Genomic DNA, 25,244 nt, shown 5'->3' on the forward strand with positions numbered 1-25,244 from the left:
AACAGGCCGATGCTAGATCAACATTTTCGACGAAAAATTATTTTTCTAGCGGCTTTTGTCTCTTTCTCTGCATGTCTGCAAATTTTTCACGATCATTTCATTTACTGGCAAGAAAGTCTGCTGGGTGAATTCTGGCGACTCTGGACAGCGCACTGGGTACATGTGAGCTGGATTCATTACTTTCTAAACATTCTCGCCTTTATCTGTTTACCTTTCATTTTTCCACGCGCTACCGTCTGGCATTTCTGTGCCATTTTGCTGATCTTGCCACCGTTGATCAGTTTAAGCTTTTATTTTTTCTTACCCAATATTGAAGCCTATGCTGGCCTGTCGGGCGTGCTGCATGGTGCCTATGTCGCCGTAGCCTGTGTACATTTGCTGTATAAGCGGGAACGCGGCTTTGCGGCGCTGGTATTATTTTTGATTTTTGCCAAACTGGTCTGGGAAAACACCATTGGCAATGTCGGAACGGCGCAGCTGATCGGTAGTCCGGTTTTGGTTGAGGCACATTTACTTGGGGTGATTTGGGGCGTGATTCTGGCGCTGATCTATATTGTGAGCAATTATTTTCGGGATAATTAAAGTGCAGAGATAAATAATTTACTTGGCAGAAAATACAAAAAGAAAATATAAATTGTCATTTTTATTGTGCCAATTTTCATGCAAAGTCAAAACATAGAATAAAGATCCTGACCTTTGAAAAGGAATTTTCGGGGCAGAAGGGAAGATCAGCGTCCTAGACCAAGCATCAGGCCGCTAAAATAAAAATAGGAATACACATGCAAAATGATGATCAAAACAGATCAGGATTAGGTCTGTTGCGTTATATATGGACAGAGTGGATCTCGACCTTCGTCGTGCTGGTTTTACTTTTGCTCACTTTAATTATTGGCACTGGGGAAATGATTCACGGCCAGTTGCTGCGTATGGGTGAGCGTATTTACGGTGATCCGGCAACAGGAATGCAATATTCATTTTTAAGGGCTGAGCCGACGCGTCCACAATGTGAACGCAATATTAATGTCGATCAACGCGTTCAGCAGCAGATGAAAGCCGATGCAGCCGATGAATATGCCGATTTCTTCGGGGTGCGTTCGGAAGCGGATGTCCGTGCTGCGGTGTTACAGGCACAACAGGTCTGTGAAGAATCCTACCTGTTTTATGATAAAGCCATTCAACATGTGGAAGCCCATCCAAGTATTCGGGCTTATCGGACCTTTGAAACTTCTTTCTTTGGCATCTTTAAGTTTGGTACGGAAAACCGGGCTTTGCTTCTGGTCATCATGGTGGTCTTTGCTGCGATCAGTGCCACTCTAAAAACCCATCATATTGGTTTGCGTAGCCCGAGCACGCGTATCGACTTTAAAGTTTATTCGGTCGCCATGCTGGTCGCTAATGCTTTCCTGGCATTTTCATCCTATAGCCAATATCAGTCCGTATTGAACTCGGGCGTGCCGATGGGGGAGATGAAGTACATCTACTGGTTGTGGATGATTCTGTTCAGCGCACTCACTTTGATCAGCCTGTATCAGGTGATCAAACAACCGAAACCGACGCGTGAGGGCGGCAGTTTTGGTCTGGCCTTTCTGAGTGTACCGCTATATGCCTATATGGCTATTACCACCGGAATAAATTTCACCTTCTTTATGGACTATCCAATGGGACAGGGGATTTACCTCGGTCAATTGGTAGAGTTTTCCAGTATTTTCCTAAATCTGGCCTTGTTTATCTGGGCCGGTATGTTGCTGAAACAGACCCGTGTCGTGGACATGTTCCTGAATATTCTGCGTCCATGGAATCTGGCCCCTGAAACCCTGACCTGGTTAATCTTGCTGGCAGCTGCATTACCGACCGCCTATACCGGAGCATCAGGGATTTTCGTAATTGCCGCAGGTGCGATTATTTATAAGGAAGTCTGGAATGCGGGCGGACGCCGTCAGTTTGCATTGGCCGCCACTGCAATGTCTGGTTCACTGGGCGTGGTTTTACGTCCTTGCTTGCTGATTGTCGTTGTGGCATCACTGAATAAAGAAGTGACCACCGACTTACTCTATCACTACGGGATTTATGTCTTCCTGCTCAGTTCGACTTTATTCCTGGTAATTTCCCTGTTCTTTGCAGAAAACAAATTCCGGATTGCTGCACCTATTGTGGCTGCTCCTCAATCCGGTCGCGCCTTCATTGCGATTATTCCATATATCGTGATTTTCATTCTGATCTGGTTATTCTATAAATATGCCTTGTCGACTGACCTGAATGAATTTACCGCACCAGTGATGATGCCAGTCATCCTGCTGATGATTGTCTTGTTCGACAAGTTGCGTCATGAACCTGCGCCGTTGCCGGCAGTGGGGGATTGGGATGAAACTTTGACCGCAACTTTAAACTCAAGATCGGCACCTGAACTGGCGACAGCCGGTGCCGCAGCCAATGCAGAATATCGTGAGGCTGAACATAGTGAACAACCAGGCAAAGAACTGGCTGTTGATCATACTGTGCAGCGTTCAAAAGCGACTGAAATTTTGCGTCATGTCGGTTTCTGGAAGTCTATGCATATTTCGACCAGTGAGACGGTGGGCCATATTGGTGCCTTGGTCATCCTGATGGCACTCTCGGTAAGTGTTGGTGGCTTGCTAGAACGTATTGAAATTATGGAAGCCTTCCCGACCGATATTAGTAGTACCATTCTGGTGATTTCACTGATTGTCGGCTTGATGATTTTTGTCGGGATGATTATGGATCCATTTGGCGCAGTGATTCTGATCTCGGCGACCGTTGCGCCAGTGGCCTATCAATATGGCATTCATCCGGTACATTTCTGGATGATTACTCTGATTGGTTTTGAGCTGGGTTATGTGACGCCACCGGTTGCACTGAATCATCTGCTGGCCAGACAGTCAATTGGCGATGCTGAAGTGGCCGAAGCGGATGCAGAAGTACGACACCTGTCTTTCTACTACCGTTATGAACGCTGGATTTTGCCGGTGATTGTATTGCTGCCTGCGATGCTGATCATTGCCTATGTGCCTTATATCTTTAAGCTGTTCGGCTGGTATCAATAAAAGAAAAGCAATAAAAAAGCATCTTCGGGTGCTTTTTTATTGCTTTGATTTCGAATCTTGATCAAATCTTGGATGAATTCAGGCGTTTTTGCAGAATTGGACTACACAGTAGAATCGCACAGAAAATCAGCCCCAGCCCAATCAGGCTATAAAGGTCTGGAACTTCCTGCCAGAACAGAAATCCCCACATGCCGGCAAAGAAAATCGCCACATAGTTGACCGGCCCAATCTGTCCTGCCGGAGCCAGCTTGTAAGCATTGGACATAAACAGTTGACTGAAATTGGCCAGTATACCGGCAGTAATCAGATAGCTGAGTTCTGTCAGGGTATAAGGTCGCCATAGCCAGAACATCGGAATCACTGAAATAAGGGTGCCAATAAAGCAGAAATAAAATACGATTTTTTCCGGAGACTCGGTTCTGGTCAGCGCCCGTACCGTGACAAAAGCCATCGCTGCCAGAAAACTGGCACTCAAGCCAATGACCGACATCAGGTTAAATAAACCCGAATCTAGTTTGGCCACACAGAGTACGCCAATGAAACCAATCCCAGCAGCAGCTAGCATGCTGGCCGTGATTTTTTCTTTAAGGAATAGCCATGCAATCAACGGGATAAAAATCGGAGAGGAATAGGTAAATACCATGGCATTGGAAAGTTTTAAGTGGGCAATCGCGTAGAAGAAGCCATACATGGCAATCAGCCCGACCACAGCACGCCAGGTGTGCATCCATAGTTTTTCAGTTTTGAAAAAACCAATGCCTTTATTGAAAATGAAAGGCAGGAAAATAAACAGCCCAACAAAATTGCGAAAGAAGACCACGGTAGCATTATCAACTGTTGTTGAGGCATAACGGATACAGACGCCCATGACTGAAAAGAGAAAAGCAGAGCAGGTCAGTAACAGAATGGCTTTAAGCAGATGCGGAGCGGCTGGGGCAGACATGGAAACAACTGAGCTAGAAGATCTGACGATATTCTAGCTGAAATGCTGTCGAGATTTACTGGCTTTGAGCAAGTTGTGCTTCAAGTAACTTGATCTGTTCCTCTTTCAGTTGGATCAACTGGTCGGCATCGCTATGCTGCGCATCCAGTGTGGCTTTTTGTTCATTGAGCTGAACTTGGATGTCATCTAATTTAGCCACTTCTTCTTTGGCCAAACTGGCATTCTCCGGCACTGGTGCATCTGACAGCTGATTTGATACCAGTGCTTTAGTTTCGATCGTCTCAGGTGCTTTCGCTGCCGCCGTATCTTCTTCAGTTTTCGCCGCAGGTTTTGCTGCCGGAACAGCCGCGATATCTTCCTGATGTATGCGTTCCGCTTCACCGGAAGAGGCATTCAACCACTGATATAGCAATACCAATGCAACGACAGTAACTAAAGCCCCCATAATCCCCATTAAAAGTTTGGGGTTATTTCTTTGTTCTACTGACATAGCTTGAACCTTGATTTTTATTTTACTGAACGAGGTTTAAACTGAATCACGCCAACTTCATCTGGAACAGCTGGTGTTTCTGGTTGATCAACATGTGTGGGACGATTTTCTTCATAACCACATTCAATACATTCGATCCATTCATCTTCACCAGAGGTCAGCATGACAACGCGATCTAACGCCTGACATTTTGGACATTTTGCGCCTGCAATGAAACGACGTTTAATGGTCATCATACTCACCTTGTGATCAACTTAAAAAGCTAGTTTAAGCGTTTTTAGAGGGGTTCGTCCAACCTTGATGACGCAGCAATGCATCTATTTTTGGCTCGCGTCCGCGGAAATTGATAAATGCGTCAAGTGCTGTGTCTTTTCCGCCAACTGCGAGGATATTTTCCCGAAACTGCTTTCCGGTAGTGGTATTAAAAATACCTTCATCTTCAAAGCGGTCGAAGGCATCACTGGCCAAAACTTCGGCCCATTTATAGGAATAATATCCCGCTGCATAACCACCGGCAAAAATATGACTGAAGCTGTGCTGGAAACGGTTATAGTCGGTGGTCGGTAGAACCGCATATTTTTCACGGATCTCATTCAAAGTAGCCTGAACCTGTGCTGCATTTAAAGCCGGATTGGCTCGGTGAATACTCAGGTCAAACAGGGCAAATTCAAGCTGACGCAGGGTTTGCATGCCAGACTGGAAGAAACGTGCATCCAGCAGGGCTTTCAGCAGTTCAGCCGGCAAAGATTCTTGGGTTTCTATGTGCTCGCTGAGCAGATCCAGACTTTCCTGATCCCAAGCCCAGAATTCCATAAATTGGCTTGGCAGCTCGACCGCATCCCACGCCACGCCATGGGTACCTGCCACGGCAATATTGTCTACTTCTGTCAGCATATGATGCAGGCCATGACCAAATTCATGGAACAAGGTGATGACTTCATCATGGGTCAGCAGTGCAGGGCGATTGCCGACAGGTGGAGTAAAGTTACCGACCATATAGCAAATCGGTTTTTGCAGGCCATCACTGGTCTGCATACGGGAACGGAAACCGCTCATCCAGGCACCGCCACGTTTGCCCTGGCGTGCATACAGGTCAAAATAGAAACCGCCAATCACCTGACCCTGATCTTCCAGTTCAAAATAACGTGCATCCGGATGCCATACAGGCGCTTCACGTTCAATCACCTGAATGCCATACAGACGATTCACAATACTGAACAGACCTTGCAGGATTTTCGGTGCAGGAAAGTAAGGTTTCAGCGCTTCCTGTGACAGGTTAAATTGCTGTATTTTCAGCTTTTCAGAATAATAGCCGCTGTCCCAAGGTTGCAGATCACGGATGCCATCTTCAGCAGCAATCGCTTTCAGTTCAGCAATTTCTTGCTCTGCCGGTGCGCGGGCATGTTCTGCCAGTTCATGCAAGAATTCATCTACTGCCTCTACACTTGGTGCCATTTTGCTGGCTAAGGACAATTCCGAATAATTATTAAAGCCCAGCAGTTTTGCCATTTCCAGACGCAGACTGAGAATTTCTTCGATCAATGCAGTATTGTCAAACTCGCTCTGTTCAGCCTGATCTGACGCACGCGTGGTGTAAGCTTTATAGAGTTCTTCACGCAGAGGACGATTTTCTGAATGGGTCATGATCGCCAGATAAGACGGGAAATCCAGCGTAGCCACCGGTTGATCCAGTTCACGTTGCTGACCATATTGTTTTAACAGCTCAATATTACTGGTAGATAGACCCGCTAACTCCTCTTCATTTAGCGGTCTGAAATAGGCCTGAGTCGCATCCAGTACATGGTTGGAGAAGTCGGATGATAATTGGGACAGACGAGCCGAAATTTCCGCATAACGTTTTTTCGCTTCACCCTCTAATGCCACCCCAGACAGTTTGAAATCACGTAAGGCCAGTTTAATGGCGCTTCGCTGCGCTGCCGGCAGTTCATTATAAATCGACGCATCATAAATATGCTGATAGGTCTGATAGAGCGCCGTATGTTGACCCAGTTGCGTATAGTATTCGCTAAGACCCGGTAAGAGTGCTTGATAGACATCACGGGTTTCGGCATTGTTCATCACGGCATTTAAATGTGACAGGATGCCCCAAGACTCACTCATATTGTTTTCAAGTGTGTCGACATGTTCAAGAGTAGCCAGCTGCTCCTGTACTGAAGTAGGTGTTTCGGTAAGTTCATTCAGGAACTTTTGCCCTTCAGCGATACAGCTTTCAATTTTTTGTTTTAGCTCAGCCAGCGTAATCTGATCAAATTGCGGAACAGGCAAAGTTGCCTTTTCTAAAGTCATGTCGGTCTGCCAAATTAATTTTCAGTGTTAGTTCTAGAAGTAAGGCTTCTTGATCGAGAAATCAAGCTTGACCGGTGATTTATTCTGAAGCAGGAGGTATCGAGATTTATTCAATCTCGTTCACAATGATGTCCAAGCTACTTTTACTAATGTTGAGTTATAGTTCAACTGATTGGTGTTGCTCGCTGAAACTCCGAAACAGATAGTTTAAGAATAGGCAGAATTCCATAGTCTGTTTCAAAGAAATAGGAAATATGTCTTTGCAGATCTTTGAATTTCACTGCTTGAGTGTAGATCAAAATAGGAGGCAGTTTTCCTGTCAGTTTTGTTTAGAAATAGGGAAGGTACCTGATCAGACTGATCTAAGTTGATGATTCGATGCGGTAAGTATTTTTACTCTAATCGTATTTATTCTGGATAAGGTTTAAAAGAAAAAAGAGCGCCGTAGCGCTCTTTTTAAACCATCAAAAATTATTCAGTCTTGGCTTTTGCATTCGACTTTTTCTTTTTGACCTTGGCCTTTTTCTTTACTTTATCTTTAACCTTTGCTTCAGACTTTCCTGCAGATGGTTTAGCAGACTTTTTACTGTAAGAGCTGGGTTTTCCTTTTCCTTTTTTGCGTCGTATGGGTTGTTCTCCATCGGCGCTCAAGTTGGATTTAGATTCACGTTCATTATTGCCAAACACTTCTTCTGTCGCTGCTGGACGTGATACTGGTTTTTTCTCACTCACGCGCGGTGCACGGGCACGAACTGCACGGCCGGCATGACTGAGTTGTTGCACCAGTTCAAAATCGATCTTACGTTCTTCCAGATTGACACCGGCAACCTTGATTTTGACTTCATCACCCAGACCAAAGACCTGACCACGGTTCTGGCCGATCAGATTCTGGCTGCTTTGATCAAAGACAAAGAAGTCATCACCTAGCTGGCTGACATGCACCATACCATCGACATACAGATCTTTTAACGTGACAAACAGGCCAAATTCTGCCGTTGCACTAATAATGCCGACAAATTCTTCGCCCAGATGCTGCTGCATATAATGACATTTCAACCAGGTCGTCACCGAGCGCGACGCTTCATCTGCACGACGTTCTGTGGCAGAGAAATGGTCACCAGCTTCATCTAAAGCACCGCCTGAAAGCGGAGATGGCTTGTTATTTAAATGTGCCTTGATGGCACGATGCAATAACAGATCCGGATAACGGCGAATTGGTGAAGTGAAATGTGTATAGGCTTCATAAGCCAGACCATAATGGCCTGCATTACTCGCACCATAGTAAGCCTGCATCATGGAGCGTAATAACACGGCATGAATACTTGGTGCATCAATCCGTTCTTTGGTCGCTTCAATCACCGCCTGATAATCTTTCTGAGTCGGCTGTTCCGGGAAATTCAAACCCAGCAGCTTGACGAAGTCACGGACTTTCTGGATACGTGAGAACTCAGGTGGCTCATGCACGCGGTACAACATTGGCATTTCATTTTTCAATGCATATTCTGCGGCTGCCACGTTGGCCAACAACATACATTCTTCAATCAGCTTATGTGCATCATTACGGCTACGCGGCAGAATTTCTTTAATTCCACCCAGTTCGTCGAAGGTCATGTAAGTTTCAACAGTTTCAAATTCCATGGCATGACGTTCAGCACGTAAACCTTTAAGAACTTGATAAAGCTGGAACAGGGTGTTGATCGACTTGCGAACTTTACGGTCTTCGGTAATGGCTTGACTGTCACCTTCCAGATACTGTGCGACCTGATCATAGGTCAAACGTGCCTTGGAATGCATAACAGATGGATAGAACTCAAAACCGGTAACACGGCCAGCACGTGACAGTTTTAAATCACAGACCATACATAGGCGGTCAACATTCGGATTTAACGAACACAGGCCATTCGACAATGCTTCAGGCAGCATCGGTAAAACAAAGTGCGGGAAGTAGACTGACGTCCCGCGTTCCTGCGCTTCATCATCCAGCGGTTTGCCTGGACGCACATAATGGCTGACATCGGCAATGGCTACGACTACACGATAACCACCGCCGGGACGTTTTTCGGCATAAACGGCATCATCAAAGTCACGTGCATCTTCACCGTCAATAGTAACTAAGGCTAAATCACGCAGATCCACACGACCTTCATGGTCTTTGGCCGTTGGTTCTTTAAAGCTCTCGGCTTCTTTAACAACTTCTTCCGGGAATTCATAAGGCAAACCATATTCTAAAATGGTTTGTGGAATGATGATTTCAGTATCAGCCTTATCCGCCATGGACTGTACAATATGTCCAGTTGCGAATTCTTCACGGGTCGGATAGGTATCAATCGCCACACGAATCGAATCACCCAGATTGACTTGGGCGTGTTCAATCAGTTCTTTTTCAAGGGTAATTGGCTGATGTGCATTCGGGTTGGCTGGCTGGATAAAGTATTCACCATCATACTCTGACACTTTACCAATGATCTGTTTGACACGATGCTGCACAACTTCAGTAATATAGCCCCAGGCCTTACCTTTACGGTCTACCGAAGTCTGACGCACTTTAACGCGGTCACCATTAAAGACCAGGCGCAGTTCACGCTCAGCCAGTAATAGGTCGTCCTGGCCGGAAATGTTGGCAGTTCCCATCCCCCGGGAATTGATATAAACCGTCGCTTCGGATTCAGGTTGCTCGACGGCAATCTGAAACTTGTAGCCGTCTTTCATCAGTTGCCCGTCACGCACCATCGCAATTAAACGATGGCTCAGGGCATCAATACTTTTTTGATCTGCAATTTCAAAATGTTCGACCAGGTCTGCATGGGACTGGGCATTGTTCTTTTCGATGGTTTCTAAAATGAGCGTGCGGCTAGGGATAGGGTTGTCATAACGTTCGGCTTCAGCTTTTGCTTCAGGATCGACCCAGTTTTTCATCATGTCTTTAAATTTATCTTAGGAGATAGGTTTAGCATAAAACATGTGTGCGCAGACTGCACGTAAATGATTGCAATAATCCATTTAAGTTTTCAATTTTCTGTTAATTTTCGATAACTGGAAATTTATACAGTTTTTTTACTATCAAAATGCACGAAAAATCGAGGAATTGCTTAAAAAGTATTTAAACGAGCAAAAATATGCACTTTTTTTTGATGCTGCGCTTGCAGTGCCATGCCGAAATTTGTATTATGGCCGCACGTTACGGTGAGATGGGTGAGTGGCTGAAACCACGTCCCTGCTAAGGACGCATACGGGTAACTGTATCGAGGGTTCGAATCCCTCTCTCACCGCCACGCTTACTTACGTCGCGCGCTCATAGCTCAGCTGGATAGAGCACTTGGCTACGAACTAAGGGGTCGGGAGTTCGAATCTCTCTGAGCGCACCAAGTAAGTTAAGCAGAAAAAACGTATTGCCAACCTAGGCACACAAGTTACGCGCTCATAGCTCAGCTGGATAGAGCACTTGGCTACGAACTAAGGGGTCGGGAGTTCGAATCTCTCTGAGCGCACCAACTTGAACAATTAACCGCACATGTTGCGGTTTTTTTGTGCCTAAAATTTACAGAAACACCAGACATTACATGCTAAAAATAAGTCTCAGGCGAGTGAATAAAAATAAAGGCAGTCGTGATGAGAAAAATCATTGTCCAGGAGTTTTTGACCCTCGATGGCGTGATGCAGGGGCCCGGCGGCCCAGAAGAAGATATATCTGGTGGCTTTCAATATGGTGGCTGGGTGGCGCCGTATTTTAATGCGGAACCTGATCCGGCATTTGATGTCATTATGCAAAAATGGATGCAGCCCTCCGATATTCTTTTAGGGAAACATACTTTTCAGATTTTTGAATCTTACTGGCCCACACATACTGAAGACTGGCCGGGAATCAATGACGTCAATAAATATATTCTTTCTACTAGTCTGGAGCATTCCGACTGGTAAAATACCCTTTTTCTGAAAAGCATTGATGAGATAATCAATCTTAAAGCATCGGGAGAGGGGGATATTCGCGTGTATGGTAGTGCTGCAGTCGTACAGACACTTTTCAAATATGAGCTTGTGGACGAACTTCGTCTGCTGACTTTTCCAATTATACTCGGTGTTGGCAAACGCCTGTTTAGCCATGAATCAATACCCGCCGCTTTTCAATTGATAGATCATCTGGCCAGCTCAAATGGTATTGTGTTTACGCATTATCAAAGGACAGGAGAAGTAAAGACTGGAACAATAGGCGAGTGATAAAGTGTACAAGGATGATGGTCGTTTTATATTTGAATTCTATTCTGGCTGAATACCTGGTTAAGAATACTTAAGGCTGACCCATTGCGTAGTGATGGAATTTTTGGAAAATACAAGCCTCTTGATTGAATTAATTAAGTGTTTTTAGCTCTAAATCCGCAGAAATTTTCAGCAGAAAACTATAAATTTTGATACATCGTTTAATTACTGTACATTCAGTTGTGATTTTATTAAAAAACACTTAACAAGACTGAAAAAGCTCGTATAATGCACCCCATCAAGACGTCGCGCTCATAGCTCAGCTGGATAGAGCACTTGGCTACGAACTAAGGGGTCGGGAGTTCGAATCTCTCTGAGCGCACCAATCTTGATAAGAATTCTGAAAAAACCGCACGTTGATGCGGTTTTTTTACGTCTGTGATTTTTAACTATTTTTCATATAAAAAACCAATAACTCTCTGCTTCCTGCTCATCTTAATTTCTGCTGTACTTTCAGTGCATAAACGGTATTACCACCCACTGCTGGTAAAATATCATGATAGGGCATGCTACGCATGGCTCTTAATAAGAACGGCGCCTGATCGTGAATTTTCATACTGCTGGTGATTTGAAATAAGGTACCTTGTGACTGCGGCAATAAGCGCATACCACCTTTCACAAACTTCAAGTCACCGCCATTGGCATTGAACTGGTTTTGCAGGGAATCAGGTTGGTAAAAATGCATCTTAAAATTAAACGGGATCTGAATCACGCCCAAACCCACCGACACCTTATAGTTGGCATTTATATTCTGAGTATTGACCGAATTCAGTTCGACTTTCTTGATCTGCCGAGGAAAAAGCTGCTGCGTCGCTTCAGCCGCTAACCACGGTCGCAATTTTTCGACCGGATGCGCAAAATATTGATAGGTGCTGCTAAATCTTAAATTTTCTGAGGCTTTTCCTTCTTTGACCTGATAGCTCGGTAAAATGAAACTGACCGGTTGCCCTGATTTTTGGCTGATCTGGGCAATTTTTTGTAGCTGTTGAGGGTTGAATCTCATCTGCGGAATTGGAGTTGCTAGTGCCGCTGTATGATCGGTTTCAAAGCGCTGTTGTAGTGCTTCCAGTAGAAATGCATTGGTACTCGGCGGAATGCCGAGTTTGGCTTCAGGCAGCGCATTCAGGATTTTACTGAATAAAAAGCCTTTGGGCTGATTCAGGTCGCCCCATTGGGTGACAGTCACCAGCGTTTTATGCGGACCCAGTGCAAACCATTCCAGTTTTCCCGCACCATAGGGAATTGGCGCATCAATAATTAAGGTGCTGATGCTGTTTTCACCCAGATGATGCTGCATCACTACGGTTTCTTTAAAGTTCAAGACTGGAATCGGGGTCGGGATATGAACCTGATATTTAACCTGCTGAATCGAACCCTGCTGCTCCAGCACTTTGGCCGACTTTAAGGTCGGAAACAGGCCGACATAATTCGGATAATGGCGCAGCAATTTTTCGACCTGAGCTTCAGCTACCGGTAATACCACAGCCGCACTATAAAACTGTGTCTTGCTGGCTGCATTACTGTTTAAGGTGGGAAGCTGGGTTTTACTGGTTGGATGCGCATAAATCAGAATCCGCTCGCCGGTTAATTCTGCCAGTTGCTGGGCATTGCCTTGATAAGCACTCAGACTGCTTGGTATTTCGGCATTCCAGGGAATAATCTTGGCCAGTGCTGGGACAGAAACTGCCAAACAAACACCGATGAGCATGCATTGCTTTAATTCTTTCATTCAACATCCTGTTGCGTATTTTTTGTTTTAATTGCTGTTTATTTAAAACCAAATGCACGTATTTCCAAAGCAAAGTTATGTAATTGATGCGACAGGCCATAAGCGCTATGGATATTTTGGTATAGTATTGGGCAAGATTTTATTTTTGATGTGATGCTATGCTATGACTGAGTCAGCACCGACTTTATCGACCCGTTATTTTCTGACTTTAGAAGAATCTCAGGATGGTTTTGCCCTGGCGACGTTTGGTAAAAAGCAGATTTCACGTTTTCTGACCCCTTTGGTCAGTATCGGGATCATCATCTGGGGTTTCTCGATGGGCTTTGATGGCGTTGGACGTTATTACGTGGCTTTGGGTGCATTCTTCCTGATCCTGCAAGGCATCATGCGTTACTGGTTCCTGCCGATGATGTTTAAACGCCAGTTTGTTAAATATCAGTTTGGTAAAAGCGAACAGGGTATTGATTTGTATCAGGACTATGCGGAAATTTTTACCAATGATCGTAGCAAGCTGGTGCCATATAGCGAAGTGCAGAATTTTGCTGTTGGTAAACTGACTTATATGCTGGAATTGAAAAACCGTACCGTGGTTATTGTGCCGAAGCGTGCATTTAAGGACGGCACTGAACAGAGTATGTTCGAGCATACATTTAAAAAATAATTCAGATATCTATAAAAGGAAAAGGGAAGTTTTGATCATGAGCACACGTCCATCCAAAATCGTTTGTGTGGGTCGCAGTTATGCCGATCATGCCAAAGAACTCGGCAATGCGATCCCTGATCGTCCGGTATTGTTTATCAAGCCACCGAGTGCCTTAAGTTCGCTCGAAGCAGGCATTGAGTGGAATCCGGAATGGGGCAATTGTCATTATGAATGTGAACTCAGCTTGCGTATTGACCGGACTTTAAGCAAAGAAAGCGATCCTGTGAAAGCACTTGAAGCTGTGGGTGCGGTGACTTTAGGTCTGGACTTAACTTTGCGTGATTTACAGGATGATCTCAAGAAAAAAGGCCAGCCTTGGGAACGTGCCAAAGCCTTTGATGGCTCTTGTCTGCTGTCGGACTGGGTGCCTGTCGCCGATGTAGTCACTGACTGGAAAGATGTGCATTACACACTTGAAGTCAATGATGAGCTGCGTCAAAAAGGTAATACCGCTTTATTGATTTTTGATATTGCGACCTTGCTGGCTGACATCAGTCAGGTCTTTACTTTGGAAGAAGGGGATGTGGTGATGACCGGTACCCCGGCAGGTGTTGCGGCATTGCATTCAGGCGATCAACTGAAAATGACGCTGAAGGGGCAGGCTCAGGATTATGTCTGGACGACTTTTGTGAAATAACCAAGATTTTGAATCAAAGGAGCCAATGGGCTCCTTTTTCATATGCATAATTTTAATCATTAACAGTATAACGCTTGCGAAACTGATCAGGGGTGCTTCCCATCCAGCGTTTAAACATGTTGATAAATGCCGAGGCATTGGCATAGCCCAGATCAAAGGCAATGCTTTCAACGCTATGACCTGAATTTAATAAAGACATGGCCTGCATCACTTTCAGGCGTTGCCGCCATTCATGTAGTGACATTCCCAGTTCTTTCTGGCTATATCGCGCTAGCGTCCGCTCGGTTAAATTGACGCGTTCTGCCAGTTGCTGCAGCGAGCTCTGATCTGCCAGATGCTGATGTAAATAATCTAAAATCTGTTTCAGCAATGCATGTTCTGAATGCGGTAAATAACTGCTGACCAGTTGGGCTTGCTGGAGCTGATCGAGCAGTACCTGTAGCAGACGTTGATATTCAGCTGAATCCTCGAATGCTGGATGGTCTTGCTGATGTAGTTGTTTCAGGTGGGTAAATAAAGCAGTGACCAAGGGGGCGCTGAGCAGGATGCCCGGTTGAGTGGGCAGTTGGCTACAAAGTGATTCATGCACATACAGAGTGCCATGAGAAACTGCGGTACGGTTCAGACCACGATGCTCTAAATTCGGTGGGAGCCAGATGCCGTGAGGTGAAGGCGTCACATAATTTATATGATTAATATTCACTTCCATCACTCCATGAAAAGCATAGACAAATTCTCCCCAGGCATGGCCATGTAGCGGATAAACAGATTGCGCAGGATCCTCCCTGAAGCTGATCCACAGAGGTGCTTTAATCAGATCATGGGTCGGAAGTTGCTTGAGCGAAGCTGAATCTGCTTGGATTTTTTTATGCATCACCGAAATTGCCTGAATAACACCATCATTTGTCTGTTTTGAAGTATATCTTTTATTTCTGACACTTTTATAGTGTACCTTCCAAATGAGCAACAGGACCGTATGTGAGCCAGCGTCAGGCATTAGATGCCAAAGCATCTGCCATCATGTTTGTATTGTGTATGTTGTGGGGTTTACAACAGGTGGTACTGAAGTGGGCCGCGAATGATATTTCAGCCCTGATGCAAATTGCCTTGCGTTCAGCCTTGTCTGCGCTGATGGTTTATCCCTTGATTCAGCAAAGCGTACGCCGTCAACTGTGGAATGCACGCTATTTACCTGCAGGATTGCTGGTCGGTGTGTTGTTTGCAACCGAATTCTATCTGATTGGTGAGGCACTGCGTTATACCTCAGCCTCGCATACGATTGTTTTACTCTATACCGCACCGATTTTTGTGGCTTTGGGTTTGCACTGGAAATTGCCGGCAGAGCGTTTGTCTGCTGTGCAATGGGGCGGAATATTTCTCGCCTTTAGCGGAATTGTAGTCAGTTTTCTGTTACGTCCACAAACGGGGTCAGGTCTACAGACTGATGCCTTGTGGGGAGATTTTCTGGCCTTGCTTGGCGGCGTATTCTGGGCAGCCACCACAGTCAGTGTACGTCTGAGCCGGCTGGCTGAAGCACCTGCAACCCAGACTTTGTTCTATCAATTATTGATGGGTGGAATCCTGTTATTGCCTCTGGCTGTTCTGACTGGGCAAGCAGCTATTCAATGGACGGTGTTGTCTATTTCCAGTCTGATTTTTCATACCGTACTGATTTCCTTTGCCAGTTATCTGATCTGGTTCTGGATGCTGAAACATTATCTGGCATCACGGTTGGGGGTATTTTCCTTTTTGACCCCTGTATTCGGCATGCTGTTCGGGGTGCTGATTCTGGATGAACATATCGAAATCAATTTTATTATCGGTACCTGTATGGTGATGTTGGGCGTGATTCTGGTGAGTTTGCAGGGATGGCTGAAAAAACCGAATATCAATAAAACTATTCAAGAGCAAGTATGAAAAACTGGTCTGTAAATTTAGCGACCTGGATTGGCCTGTCTTCCATTCTGATCTGGGCCAGTCTAGTCGCTGTAGTGAAACTGATTACTGAATCCACCAGTGCAGTGCAGGGGATTGCTTTAATTTATAGTTTTAGCAGTCTGGCGATTTTTGCGTTCACCGGCTTTCCAAAAATCACGCAAATGTCCAAGCGTTATCTGCTCGGTTGTGGCGCTTTATTTGTGGCTTATGAGATTCTATTTCTGGTTGCTGTGGCATGGTCGGATAATCGTGAACAGGTGATGCTGATTGCCATGATCAATTATCTGTGGCCACCCTTGATGATTGTTTTTTCGATTTTTGCCCGACAGTTGCAGGCTCGCCTCTGGGTGATTCCAGGCTTTCTGCTCGCTGTGATGGGACTGATGCTGGTGGTCAATCCAGAAATCACTAATCTGCCGAAGTTTATGCAGGCTTTAGCTGAAAATCCTTGGGCCTACGGCTTTGCCTTTCTCGGCGCTTTGTTATGGCCTTGCTACTGCGTTCTAACTAGGACCTATGGCCGCGGACAAAATGGTGTACCGATTTTCTTTTTGGTCGCTGTAATTAGCTTATGGTTCTTACATTTAGGATTAAACGAACCTTTTATCATGCCCACATTCAAGCTATGGCTGGGAATTGCGGTGGTAGGCAGTCTGATTGGCATCGCCTATAGTAACTGGAATCAGAGCATGCAGTTTGGCAATATCAAGGTGCTGATTTTAGCCACCTATTTTATGCCAATTCTTTCTTCGGTCATGTCAATGCTGATTCTGGATGTCAGGCCCGAACTCAGTTTCTGGATCGGGACTGCCTTGGTAAGCGTGGGTGCGATTGTTTGTTGGAAATCCACCTATAATATTTAAAAAATCCTCTCAAGCGAGAGGATTTTTTTTTATTTATGTCGGAACAGTTCGGACAATGGAAAACTGAGCTTTTCTTCCAGATATTGATCGGTTTCCTGTAATCTAGGTGAGAAATTTTGCATCCAGATATCATCAGTCTGGGCATTGGTAAGATGATTTTTGCGTGGCAGTGGATAGGGTAATTGCAGATAAAAATTCCAGAAGCTGACCTGATCCAGATCACGAACCAGCACATATTCATTCTCATCGGTGCGTTTGATCAGATTCTGCTTTTCAAACATGGCGACATAGCTCGGCCAGCGGCCAATTTCATCCCGACCCAGCACTTCAAGCGCTTGTGCTTCACTGATGCTTTCACCAGTTTTTTGCTTTTTATAAAAGAGTTCTAACAGATCCAGCAGCATGACGATGGGATGGCGTTTATTGTCCTGACCAGATTCAAACGCCGTCAGGGCATAACTGATTTCAACGCCCAATAACACAATAATCCACGACAGATAAATCCAGAGTAGGAAAATCGGTACGGCGGCGAAAGCGCCATAGACGATTTCGTAACTGGTGAAATTTGACATGATATAGCCAAACAGGTTTTTCAGCAGCTCAAACACCACGGCACTAAACAGACCGGCAATAAAGGCAGATTTAAGCGGTACACTGCGATTCGGGATGGTCCAGTTCAAAATGAAAAATCCGAGTACAGTCAAAGAAAATGAAATCGCCCAGAGGACAAAGGCACCATCCAGCTCATAACCAGCAAAGTTATTGCTGAGAATGCTCATAGATGCCACGGTCGAAGAAATCACAAACGCACTGCCCAATAAAATCGGCCCTAGCGAAATGATGGTCCAGTAACGCATAAAGCCCATAATCCCGCCCCGCGTTTCAGTCACGCGCCAAATGCGGTTAAACACCGTTTCGATACTGCTGAGCATTAATACCGTAGTAACAAATAAAAACAGAATACCAATGATGGTTAAATTGCTGGATTTATCAGTAAAGGCATTCAGAGCCTTATCAAAGGCAATGGTGGTTTTAGGTAAAAAATTACTATAGATCAGCTGCTGCAGTTGCTGCCGTGCAGGTTCTAGGGCTTTAATGGAAGATATAATTACCAGAAAAACCGTCAGCATCGGCACTACGGCAAACAGGGTCGTGTAGGTCAGGGAACCTGCCTGTTCGCGACAGCGGTCTGCTTCAAAGCGTCGAAGTACAAATAAAACAAATTGAAACCAGTGTTTTTCATAGAAAGGTAATTTCTTTAAATACTTAACAATCATCTGCATCCAATCTCAATTTTTTTAATCATCATGAATTTTCATCATCAGCTTAACCAAAAAACTTGCAAAGTATCGTATAGTTTTATTTTTTTAAGTAATGAATAAGAACCATGATGCAACCTTATGTCCTTGTTTTATATTACAGCAAATATGGCTCAACCAAAGAAATGGCGCATTTGATTGCCAATGGAATTGAAGCGGCAGGCGTGGCAGTAAAAATCAGGACAGTTCCAAATATATCCAGCGTGGTAAAAGTCGCTGAACCCAGTATTCCGACAGAAGGGGATATTTACTGTACTCTGGACGATCTGGCGCAGTGTGCCGGTTTGGCGCTTGGTTCACCGACCCGTTTTGGCAATATGGCCTCTGAAATGAAATTTTTTTGGGATCAGACCACGAGTCTATGGCTGAATGGAGCGCTACACGGTAAACCGGCTTGCGTGTTTACGGCATCAGGTTCCATGCATGGTGGACAGGAAAGTACTTTGCTGACCATGCTGCCGCCGTTGTTCCATCATGGCATGATGATTATGGGGCTCAGCAATGCAACACCGGCACTCTCGAATACCAAAACTGGTGGTACACCTTATGGTGCTAGTCATGTTAGCGGCCCGCGGCATGATCAGGGCTTGAGTCAGGATGAAAAAATTCTGTGTGAAGTACAAGGCAAGCGTTTAGGTGAAGTGGTACTGAAACTCAATCGAGTCTGAAAAACACTCACAGGAAATGAAGGATGAACTTCATTTCCTGAATTTTATTAGGCTTCTTTTTGATCTTTTTGATCTTTTTGATCTTTTTGATCTTTTTGACTAAATCTGTATTTGCATTTCAGACATTGATAATCCTGAAACAGATTACGGTCGACAGAAACCCCGGCTTTTTTCCCCAGAAAATTACCGACCACACCGCCGGTAATTCCGACACTGATTGCACCGACAAAAGTGCCTACGGTTCCGCCGACAATCACACCTAAAGGTCCGGCTACTGTACCAATTGCAGCGCCAATCGATGCACCTGAAGCAGCGCCACCCACAGTCCCTGCAGTTGCACCCGCTGAACTCATGAGAATGCCGCCAATTTTCTTTAAATTCTGTTCATGATCGCGCTGTTCGATATCAGCTGAGCCACATTTAGGACATTGCATAGATTGTTCCATCAAGGATTGAGATGTGCTTGTTTTAGGTTTGTCGGGAATAGGATGTGTGCCCTGATCAGCACTTATTCATAACATACAACAACACACTAGATAAGTTTTGAACTCGCAAATCAGAAACATTGCATACTCACTTGATTCTAGTTGAGTTCACGTTAAAACATTGTATTTCAGCTGTAAATATATGCCTTCTTGGTTGATTAACGCAATTCTTAACCTGTCATTGAGGAAATGGCAAATCTCAAGATCATCAGAAATGTTCTTCTCTCATCAGTCTAAATATTGCGATCTTAGGTAGGCCATTTCTGGATTCGAAATGAAAAAGGAAGGGAAGTCGAAAAATATGTAAACGAGTTCTTATCAGGTCTATTCAAGTTTTCAGCCAAAATACATCTGAATATTGGCGTTTCTTTATAAGTCACCTTCATTGTAATTGATTAATTATATTTTAAATAAATCGTGACATTTATCCTTATTAAATAGAAGTTCTAATAAAATAAAAATTTACGACTTTTAAAATATAAAAATTATAATAATTCTAATCTTTATTAGATAAATTTTTGATTATTGATAATATAAAAAATATATTATCTTAATCAAGTTTTTTTGGATGAATTTTATATTCAAAAAAAATTTATATAATGATTTCTTACAAATCAAAAATAATAAAGAAATATATATTAATTTAATAAAAACAATAATTTATATTTTTAAATAAAACAAAAAAATATATGAATAGGGATATTTTCTACATTTTATAATTTTATGTGATTTAATATTTTTCAGATAAATTTAATCTTACTTAAACGAAAAATTAAATAAATATCTTAAATCAGAGGATATTAAGATTATGAGAATATTAGTTATCAATCTGGGTTTATTAGGTTTATGTTTTCTGAGTAACGCTTATGCCACCTCTGATGAGTGGACTCAGCGTTGGAAATCATCCAGTGCCCGTTCCAATGAGAATCTAGTTCAAGCCAATCTGATCGAACTTAAGGAGTCAGACTATTATTCCGGATTAGGTAAAACCACCGTTCATAGCACTTCGACCACCTCCATCGGGACGGTAAATACCCCGACCAACAATATCAATGTAGAGGGTACAGACAACAGTATCGATATTACGAGTGAATTGTTGAATGAAGCACCAGTCAATTCAAATACCAACCAAAATCCTCAGCGCTGTCTTAATTTAAGTAACAGACCAGGAGAATCACAATGTTGAATTTCTCCTCGACCAGAAGACATATATCTTTCGTGAGTGCCACTGTCCTTTTCAGCTCTTTTTTAACAGGCTGCACAGGCTTGGCACCTTCAAACAAGAAGCCAGTTAGCTTGGTACAAGGCCCCCCAATTACTGATATTTTTACCCCTTTTGATATGGCTTTATCCTGCCTAAAAGGACAATTACGTAGTGATGTGAGTTTCTCCGTGGGGGCAATTCTGGATCAAACCGGTAAGGATGTAGTTACCAATGGTGGTAGCGGAAAAATGGTGACCCAAGGTGCGGGAGATATGGTGCAATCTGCCTTGTTTCAGGCGGGGGTAAGCTTAATGAACCGGCGTGATCCCCGGATTATCGAAAGCGAAGCCAAGTGGGGCATTCGTGATCCAAGACAAATCCAGGCTTCTGATTATTATGTGACAGGCAGTATTAACAGTCTGGATTTTATTCCGGGTGGTGGTTTTGATATGCAGATCGCTGGTGTCGGTCCGAATTATAGTCAAACCCGGATTATGGTCGGTCTGGATTTATCTTTGACCGATACCCGTAGCAGTAAAGTCGTGGGCAATGTTTCATTGCAGAAGCAAATTGCTGCACAGGATTATGGCTTAAGTGCAGGCAGATTCGCTGGTCGTACACTCTTAAACATTCAGATTGGAAAAGGAGAACGCGAGGCAACTAACTTTGCCTTGCGCCAAATGTTGAATCTGGCCACTTTTGAATTACTCAGTCAGGTCGTCCCCCCCGCCGTATTTGAAAGCTGTCGTGCGCAGATACCGCCAGAGTTCGGTCAATTGAACTTAACCCGAAGTTCTGTTGCACTGCATAAATACAAGAAAAACCAGCAACAAAATAATACAGCTTCAAGCAGTGCTGTTCAGGAGTCAGTCTCAAGCCAGGCAGACTCATCTAATGAAAAAAATAAGTCAACCAACTCACCGAGCAAAGATACGAAACCGCCAAAACAGAAAGAGTCCGAGGTGATTCAAAACCCTGAAGCAGAGCCTGAAATGAGCAAACAGGACTTGATTAAATATATTAGCAAGAAGCAGCATCCACCTTCTTCAAATGAAAAGAATGAAGAAAAAGATAATCAAGAAGAAGCTGCTAAAGAACAAGAAGATGAAAAAACCACAACGCTATGGGAGGTTAATCCTGATGTGGTCGAAAATTACTGGTCTAGCACCCAACGTGATTAAAAATATTTAAAAATGGGCTCGCTCCCATTATAAGAAGGAGTACTTAGCGAGAGGTACTTCAAAACAAAAGTAGGAAGAACAACGATGAAAAACACGATCAAAACAATCGCTTTATCCGTCGCCTTTCTGTCTAGCGCAGGTATGGCATATGCCCAAGGAGATGAAACACCTACTGACGTCACCGTAGATACAGGCTTGCAAGCTACCTTGGATTCTATTTCTCAGCAGGTTGAAAATGGTTCTGCTTTGAATCTTGCAGTGAATACAGGTGATGTTGATGCAAGCGTTGATTTAGAAGCAATTGCAGAAGCTACAAGAGAAGCACCAGAGGCCATTAGTTCAATTGAAGGTACAATTGAAACTACTGCGATTGGTGCCGCGAATACAGGTAGTATCAGTATTGAGCAGGGTAGCTACAATAAGGTGGTATCAGACATATCAGATGCCACGGATAACTACGACTACAGTGCAGTAACCAGTGCAACTAATAATTCTGAAACTCTAGAGGAGCTATCAGAGGTTGCGGATAGTTCAGATATCTCGGAAGTTGTGAGTTCGACACTGAGCACTGACTATAGTGAGGAAATCAATGAAACTTTAAGCAATTATAGTGTAGCGAATATTGCCTATAATGCGGGTGCTATTGATGCATCTGTCAGTGCTATTTCAGAAGGAACTCAAACTGCTATTAACAACAGCATCACAACTACCGCTATCGGTGCTGTGAATAGCGGTAGTATCACTGTGACTGTTAAATAAACTCTTTTTTTCGAGGTAAACACAGGCCTAACTATTGGCAGATAGTTAGGCCTCTTTATTTTATAATAACATCCACATAAATTGTTGTTTATTCATCGGATAAAAAAAGTACTTATTGTTTAATACTCTCTATTTCAGAAATTGAATAGCTTGGCGCTTAAAAGTAAGTCATTTATCTAGGATCAAATCTGGAAGAATAAATAAGAATTTAGGCTGAGCTATAGCCGAGTTTTGGATACTTTAAATTTATATCATCAGAAAAAACGCAATAAAAAAGAGCGCATCAGCGCTCTTTTAAAATTCATTGGCGAGCTTAGTCACGAACAAATTCAACTGTACCATTTGCCAAAGATTTCACGCGTGCCAGTGATTCCACACGGTAGCCTTTTTCAAGTAGCAGGTCACGACCTGGCTGGAATGATTTTTCAATCACAATGCCAATACCGACTACTTCGGCATTTGCCTGGTGGATCAGGTCTGCAAGACCTAAAGCCGCTTGACCATTAGCCAGGAAATCATCGATCACTAAAACTTTATCGGTTGAGCTGATGTGTTTATTTGAAATCGCGATTGTGCTTTCAGTCTGTTTGGTAAATGAAAAGACTTTAGAACGATATAAATCATCTTTCAGGGTCAAAGACTGGTATTTACGTGCAAAGATCACCGGTACGCCAAGCTCTAGGCCGGCCATTACTGCAGGTGCGATACCTGATGCTTCAATCGTAATAATTTTGGTAATACCAGCATCTTTAAACAGACGCGCAAATTCTTGACCAATCAGTTGCATCATGACTGGATCAATCTGATGGTTTAAGAAAGAATCTACTTTCAAAACTTCTTCAGAGAGAACGATGCCTTCAGCCAAGATTTTCTGTTCTAGTGCATGCACGGGAGAATCCTCAAGAGCAGGTGCTTTTTCAAGCAAAAGCGTATTGTAAAAAGCACCCGGAAAAAATCAAGTGAAATTCGCCAAAAACTTAGTTGCTTGCACCTTTATAATCAGTTAACAGCAAACCATAGGAGGTTTTCTTGTCGACATGCGAAACTTTGACCGGAAGATAGTCAAGTTTTGGCGCCAACCAGAAGATGGTCTCACGGCCTGGCTTGCTATGCTTCATCACCACTTTAATGGTATTAAAGGATCCGTATTTGGTACTTATAGTCTCTGAACCCTGTTTGATAAACTTACGGCCTTCAACTTCTTTAGCATCAGCGATGTAATAATTTGCTTTCAGGCCTGAATTTTTTAAATCTTCACGGATCTGCAATTCCGCATTCAACTCATCCAGAACATCTGCTCTCCAGGCAAAAGAACGTTTTTCATCATCTTTCTTGGTACTGATAGTTTTGCTGGAAGGATTGAAATTAATACTCATAGTGTTGTTATGCACCAATACTTTACTACTGCGACTGAAACTGCTTGAGCCGATCTTGCCATTATTAAAAGTAAAGCGGCTGGTTTCGGTTGCAGAGGCAATACCTCCGGCTTTTGCAGCAAAGACATAAGTCCAGTTATTGCCTGATTTGCTTAAAGTCCGCGTTGCAGAACCCATATTCTTGCCATTATAGCTAAATTGATAACTGGCCTGAAAAGGAGTCATGGCAAAAGCCTGGCTAGAAATACCAGTGAACAGTATCGCGCTGCTCAGACCCGTGGTCATCACTAAAGTTTTGAATACAGTCTTCGCCATCAGTTATTTTCCTATATTGGTTAAACGGGCAAAAAATATCATTTATTGCACCCTTTATTATTTGGGCAAAATATGGAAGTTGAAGGGATATTTCTGCCAAAAATGTATATTTCATGTAGTTTTATGGAACTTTTTTTCAAAAACTACGTTTGACATGATTTAAGAAGGATCTTTCTGTTTGATAGGGGTGACCCGGTTGTCATCCATCTTGTCTTCATCCCAGTTCTCTTCCTGATCTTGGGAAAGTTTTCTAAACAGGGCGGCCAGATTGACATTACCAATCACCACCAGTTCGGCTTCACGAAGTACTGCGTGATTCACATGAACTTTGCCCAAGGTATCAATGACCGATCGGCTTTTACCTAACCAGCGATTTAAATCCAGATAGAGCAAGTCATCGATGACTTTAATCACGCCCAGTTTTTCCAAAATCATTCCCAAAGGATCTTTATTCAAGACACGTTGATAGAAGAACAGGCCAAAACGCACGCCAAGTTTATAAAGCATATTCGGATATTTGGCTTCAATCAGCTGGGTATCACTAATTTGCTCGAACACGATCAACTGGGTGGTTTTATTCAGTTCCATCTGTACCAGTTTCAAATCAACCGATAAAGTGAGAATCAGGCCTTTATAATCCAGTGTTGCGTAGAGACGCAGCCAGTCTTCATGTAAATCTGCGTGTAAGTCTTTCAATGCATCGACATTGTCTGTGACAAAGCGCTGAAAGGTTGCATTTAGGAAGACTTGCGATAGGGGAAATTCACGCTCATCTTCAATAAATCCTTCCGCCCTCTGATACACTTGGCGGATTCGGTTGGAAATATTGGAAATTAGCGTTTGCATACTGAAGCGTCCTGGCAACTTTATTTTTGACTCGGGATGTATCTTGTCGAATTGTATGAAAAATACAAGCGTTCATGCTTGAAGTTTAGCAAAATAAATAGCACCATTTTTATAGTTTTAGTTATGTAACGTTGAAGATTTGATGGATTTGGCATTTTAAAAAGA

The 25,244-nt window shown here is 43.6% G+C and carries 22 protein-coding genes, 4 tRNA genes and 1 pseudogene; 15 read left to right on the forward strand and 12 right to left on the reverse strand.

Features of this window, described 5'->3' with window-relative positions; all coding sequences use genetic code 11:
- Positions 1-9: 9 nt before the first annotated feature.
- Complete coding sequence (rrtA, locus tag NI465_RS04755; RefSeq protein ID WP_044113186.1) at positions 10-582, forward strand: rhombosortase; 573 nt, start codon at positions 10-12, stop codon at positions 580-582.
- A gap of 197 nt (positions 583-779) precedes the next feature.
- A complete protein-coding gene (locus NI465_RS04760) occupies positions 780-3,062 on the forward strand; it encodes a TRAP transporter large permease subunit (RefSeq protein WP_044113185.1) in 2,283 nt (760 codons plus the stop codon).
- A 61-nt stretch (positions 3,063-3,123) separates the two neighbouring features.
- Here the strand turns inward: NI465_RS04760 and NI465_RS04765 are convergent, their stop codons facing one another.
- The 5 genes from NI465_RS04765 to rnr form a co-directional block, all read right to left on the reverse strand.
- Entirely contained in the window at positions 3,124-4,005 is an 882-nt protein-coding gene (locus NI465_RS04765; RefSeq protein ID WP_180086860.1) for a DMT family transporter, read from the reverse strand.
- Between the two features lie 55 nt (positions 4,006-4,060).
- Positions 4,061-4,495, reverse strand: coding sequence for a restriction endonuclease subunit S domain-containing protein (locus NI465_RS04770; protein ID WP_044113181.1), 435 nt, complete (start codon positions 4,493-4,495; stop codon positions 4,061-4,063).
- A 17-nt stretch (positions 4,496-4,512) separates the two neighbouring features.
- Entirely contained in the window at positions 4,513-4,722 is a 210-nt protein-coding gene (locus tag NI465_RS04775; protein WP_171054337.1) for a YheV family putative zinc ribbon protein, read from the reverse strand.
- Between the two features lie 40 nt (positions 4,723-4,762).
- Complete coding sequence (locus tag NI465_RS04780; RefSeq protein WP_253144478.1) at positions 4,763-6,817, reverse strand: M3 family metallopeptidase; 2,055 nt, start codon at positions 6,815-6,817, stop codon at positions 4,763-4,765.
- Positions 6,818-7,273: 456 nt separating this feature from the next.
- Positions 7,274-9,721 (reverse strand): ribonuclease R, encoded by a 2,448-nt coding sequence (gene rnr / locus NI465_RS04785; RefSeq protein WP_253144460.1) that lies wholly within the window; start codon positions 9,719-9,721, stop codon positions 7,274-7,276.
- Between the two features lie 263 nt (positions 9,722-9,984).
- On the opposite strand from rnr, the gene NI465_RS04790 reads away from it, so the two are divergent.
- From NI465_RS04790 to NI465_RS04810, 5 genes and pseudogenes are all read left to right on the forward strand, one after another.
- Positions 9,985-10,074, forward strand: a tRNA-Ser gene (locus tag NI465_RS04790).
- A 16-nt stretch (positions 10,075-10,090) separates the two neighbouring features.
- A tRNA-Arg gene (locus NI465_RS04795) sits at positions 10,091-10,167 on the forward strand.
- 49 nt (positions 10,168-10,216) lie between these two features.
- Positions 10,217-10,293, forward strand: a tRNA-Arg gene (locus NI465_RS04800).
- Between the two features lie 118 nt (positions 10,294-10,411).
- Positions 10,412-11,017: pseudogene (locus tag NI465_RS04805) on the forward strand (dihydrofolate reductase family protein).
- 287 nt (positions 11,018-11,304) lie between these two features.
- Positions 11,305-11,381 (forward strand) — tRNA-Arg (locus NI465_RS04810).
- 105 nt (positions 11,382-11,486) lie between these two features.
- Here NI465_RS04810 and NI465_RS04815 read toward each other — a convergent pair.
- On the reverse strand, positions 11,487-12,785 hold the full coding sequence (locus tag NI465_RS04815) for a hypothetical protein (protein ID WP_004281458.1): 1,299 nt from the start codon (positions 12,783-12,785) through the stop codon (positions 11,487-11,489).
- A 163-nt stretch (positions 12,786-12,948) separates the two neighbouring features.
- On the opposite strand from NI465_RS04815, the gene NI465_RS04820 reads away from it, so the two are divergent.
- Together NI465_RS04820 and NI465_RS04825 are read left to right on the forward strand one after the other, a co-directional pair.
- Positions 12,949-13,446 carry a YcxB family protein gene (locus NI465_RS04820; RefSeq protein WP_004281456.1) on the forward strand — a complete coding sequence of 166 codons (498 nt, stop codon included), beginning with the start codon at positions 12,949-12,951 and terminating at the stop codon, positions 13,444-13,446.
- A 37-nt stretch (positions 13,447-13,483) separates the two neighbouring features.
- Complete coding sequence (locus NI465_RS04825; RefSeq protein ID WP_180086861.1) at positions 13,484-14,125, forward strand: fumarylacetoacetate hydrolase family protein; 642 nt, start codon at positions 13,484-13,486, stop codon at positions 14,123-14,125.
- Positions 14,126-14,177: 52 nt separating this feature from the next.
- Here the strand turns inward: NI465_RS04825 and NI465_RS04830 are convergent, their stop codons facing one another.
- On the reverse strand, positions 14,178-14,999 hold the full coding sequence (locus tag NI465_RS04830; RefSeq protein WP_004281453.1) for an AraC family transcriptional regulator: 822 nt from the start codon (positions 14,997-14,999) through the stop codon (positions 14,178-14,180).
- Positions 15,000-15,103: 104 nt separating this feature from the next.
- On the opposite strand from NI465_RS04830, the gene NI465_RS04835 reads away from it, so the two are divergent.
- The gene (locus NI465_RS04835) at positions 15,104-16,042 is read left to right on the forward strand and encodes a DMT family transporter (protein ID WP_180086863.1); all 939 of its coding nucleotides are present in this window, start codon (positions 15,104-15,106) and stop codon (positions 16,040-16,042) included.
- On the forward strand, positions 16,039-16,926 hold the full coding sequence (gene yddG, locus NI465_RS04840) for an aromatic amino acid DMT transporter YddG (RefSeq protein ID WP_180086864.1): 888 nt from the start codon (positions 16,039-16,041) through the stop codon (positions 16,924-16,926). Before NI465_RS04835 ends, yddG begins: the two co-directional genes overlap by 4 nt.
- A 29-nt stretch (positions 16,927-16,955) precedes the next feature.
- On the opposite strand, the gene NI465_RS04845 is transcribed toward yddG, so the two are convergent.
- A complete protein-coding gene (locus tag NI465_RS04845) occupies positions 16,956-18,203 on the reverse strand; it encodes a YihY family inner membrane protein (protein ID WP_184412847.1) in 1,248 nt (415 codons plus the stop codon).
- Between the two features lie 113 nt (positions 18,204-18,316).
- On the opposite strand from NI465_RS04845, the gene wrbA reads away from it, so the two are divergent.
- Positions 18,317-18,913, forward strand: a complete 597-nt coding sequence (gene wrbA / locus NI465_RS04850) for an NAD(P)H:quinone oxidoreductase (RefSeq protein WP_044113191.1) — start codon at positions 18,317-18,319, stop codon at positions 18,911-18,913.
- Between the two features lie 47 nt (positions 18,914-18,960).
- Here wrbA and NI465_RS04855 read toward each other — a convergent pair whose 3' ends face one another.
- Positions 18,961-19,359 carry a hypothetical protein gene (locus NI465_RS04855; protein WP_171066349.1) on the reverse strand — a complete coding sequence of 133 codons (399 nt, stop codon included), beginning with the start codon at positions 19,357-19,359 and terminating at the stop codon, positions 18,961-18,963.
- An 847-nt stretch (positions 19,360-20,206) separates the two neighbouring features.
- Between NI465_RS04855 and NI465_RS04860 the strand changes: the two genes are divergently transcribed.
- From NI465_RS04860 to NI465_RS04870, 3 genes are all read left to right on the forward strand, one after another.
- On the forward strand, positions 20,207-20,584 hold the full coding sequence (locus tag NI465_RS04860; RefSeq protein ID WP_005108624.1) for a hypothetical protein: 378 nt from the start codon (positions 20,207-20,209) through the stop codon (positions 20,582-20,584).
- Entirely contained in the window at positions 20,578-21,783 is a 1,206-nt protein-coding gene (locus NI465_RS04865; protein WP_253144461.1) for a CsgG/HfaB family protein, read from the forward strand. The genes NI465_RS04860 and NI465_RS04865 overlap by 7 nt, the downstream gene beginning before the upstream one ends.
- An 84-nt stretch (positions 21,784-21,867) precedes the next feature.
- Positions 21,868-22,542 carry a hypothetical protein gene (locus tag NI465_RS04870; RefSeq protein ID WP_044113164.1) on the forward strand — a complete coding sequence of 225 codons (675 nt, stop codon included), beginning with the start codon at positions 21,868-21,870 and terminating at the stop codon, positions 22,540-22,542.
- Positions 22,543-22,855: 313 nt separating this feature from the next.
- Here NI465_RS04870 and NI465_RS04875 read toward each other — a convergent pair whose 3' ends face one another.
- The 3 genes from NI465_RS04875 to NI465_RS04885 form a co-directional block, all read right to left on the reverse strand.
- Positions 22,856-23,431 (reverse strand): xanthine phosphoribosyltransferase, encoded by a 576-nt coding sequence (locus NI465_RS04875; RefSeq protein WP_005094083.1) that lies wholly within the window; start codon positions 23,429-23,431, stop codon positions 22,856-22,858.
- 88 nt (positions 23,432-23,519) lie between these two features.
- Positions 23,520-24,233, reverse strand: coding sequence for a DUF3108 domain-containing protein (locus NI465_RS04880; protein WP_253144463.1), 714 nt, complete (start codon positions 24,231-24,233; stop codon positions 23,520-23,522).
- A 159-nt stretch (positions 24,234-24,392) separates the two neighbouring features.
- Positions 24,393-25,079 (reverse strand): hypothetical protein, encoded by a 687-nt coding sequence (locus NI465_RS04885; RefSeq protein WP_253144466.1) that lies wholly within the window; start codon positions 25,077-25,079, stop codon positions 24,393-24,395.
- Positions 25,080-25,244: the final 165 nt, after the last annotated feature.

This window comes from Acinetobacter lwoffii, from assembly GCF_024129855.1.
GTDB classification, from domain to species: Bacteria; Pseudomonadota; Gammaproteobacteria; order Pseudomonadales; family Moraxellaceae; genus Acinetobacter; species Acinetobacter lwoffii_L.